Here is a 1,846-nt window from a genome sequence, read left to right as displayed (position 1 = left end):
GGCACCGGCGCCCGGCAAGGTGGGCGGATTCCCACACGGCTCCGGCGCCCGGAAAGGGTGGGCGGATTTCCACACAGCACCGGCGCCCGGCAAGGTGGGCGGATTCCCACACGGCACCGGCGCCCGGAAAGGGTGGGCGGATTTCCACACAGCACCGGCGCCCGGCAAGGTGGGCGGATTTCCACACGGCACCGGCGCCCGGCAAGGTGGGGGGATTCCCACACGGCACCGGCGCCCGGCAAGGTGGGCGGATTCCCACACGGCACCGGCGCCCGGCAAGGTGGGCGGATTCCCACACAGCACCGGCGCCCGGCAAGGTGGGCGGATTCCCACACAGCACCGGCGCCCGGCAAGGTGGGCGGATTCCCACACGGCACCGGCGCCCGGCAAGGTGGGCGGATTTCCACACGGCACCGGCACCCGGCAAGGTGGGCGGATTCCCACACGGCACCGGCGCCCGGCAAGGTGGGCGGATTTCCACACAGCACCGGCGCCCGGCAAGGTGGGTGGATTCCCACACGGCACCGGCGCCCGGTAAGGTGGGCGGATTTCCACACGACAGCGGCGCCCGGCAAGATGGGCGGATTCCCATATCGACATGTATGTAGCTTGTGTTATCCGTGGATTGTGCAGCTCAGCGGGTCGCTGGTCGTATGGCGTAGTGTCCCCCGTAACCGGCCGCGTGCGGCCGCTAACTCGCAGTACGGCGCCGCGACCCGAAGGCGGGCCGCCGTTCCCGCGCGCAGGCGCGCGGCGCCCACTGCGCACCCCCGTGGGGGACATACGGCAGCTGTGTGGCGGTGAGCGGGATTAGGGCTTTGCAGGGAGGGGGCTGGGTCGGGCGATACGTTCAGCATTGCGGTTTCCGGCGATTTGCGGCCGGTGCCCGTTTAACTCCGGCGTGGTCGCCTTCCATGCCCTGACGGCATAAGAAAATAAAACCGCCATGCTGCGGTCATTCATGATTTTGTGGTGTAGCGATAAATAGTCATGCGAGAAACGTTGAAGCGCTTAGCAACTGCACCAACTGTCATTTCAGGATCAGCAAGTAAGATTCTAATTTGTTTAACATCTTCTTCAGAAAGTGACGGTTTTCTCCCTCCCACACGGCCCCTTGCGCGTGCAGCTGCAAGGCCTGAGCGCGTTCTTTCAATATTGCGGTTGCGTTCAAAGCTAGAGAATATCGCCATCAGATGAGTATAGATTTCCCCTATAACTGGCGCATTTGTGTCTATTCTGTCCTTGATGGCTATGAAAGTTATTCCGCGTTTCTTCAGGTCGTCGAGTAAAGTAATGACTTGACCCAATGAACCGCCGAGCCGATCTAGTGCCCAAACTACTAGGGTATCTCCCTCGCGCAATGCTTTCAGGCAGTTCTCCAGTTCCGGCGCACCTTTTTTGTCGCGCTTTGGGCCGCTACGTGAGGTCTGATCCTGATAGATTTGCTCACATCCAGCTTTTGTTAGTTCGTCAACCTGGTGCGCCACATCCTGAAGATGCGTAGATTTACGTGCATAGCCGATTTTCATTCTTTTCTCGCTAATTAGTTATGGGGTTATTGTTATGTTGATACAGTAACGAGTTTTGTTACATGAGGGGAGTCATTTTTCGGGAGAAGTCAGGACTTTTCAAGACTGTCACAAAAACCATCGTTTTTGATACATTAATTTAACCAATAGGTTGCAGATCAAATCGCCTGTAACAGCCTTTCTGGCTGTTTGTCGTTTTCAGAAGACGGCTGCACTGAACGTCAGAAGCCGACTGCACTATAGCAGCGGAGGGGTTGGATCCATCAGGCAACGACGGGCTGCTGCCGGCCATCAGCGGACGCAGGGAGGACTTTCCG

The 1,846-nt window shown here is 58.9% G+C and carries 1 protein-coding gene; it reads right to left on the bottom strand.

Annotated elements, in window-relative coordinates; genetic code table 11:
* Positions 1 to 959 precede the first annotated feature (959 nt).
* Positions 960 to 1,529 carry a recombinase family protein gene (locus ACHH0Z_RS25480; protein ID WP_001749988.1) on the bottom strand — a complete coding sequence of 190 codons (570 nt, stop codon included), beginning with the start codon at positions 1,527 to 1,529 and terminating at the stop codon, positions 960 to 962.
* Between the last annotated feature and the right edge of the window lie 317 nt (positions 1,530 to 1,846).

It is taken from the genome of Enterobacter cloacae complex sp. 2024EL-00227, from assembly GCF_043945315.1.
GTDB classification, from domain to species: domain Bacteria; phylum Pseudomonadota; class Gammaproteobacteria; order Enterobacterales; family Enterobacteriaceae; genus Enterobacter; species Enterobacter roggenkampii.
The sequence above is the reverse complement of the archived record's forward strand: the minus strand, read 5'-3'. Positions and strand labels throughout refer to the sequence as shown.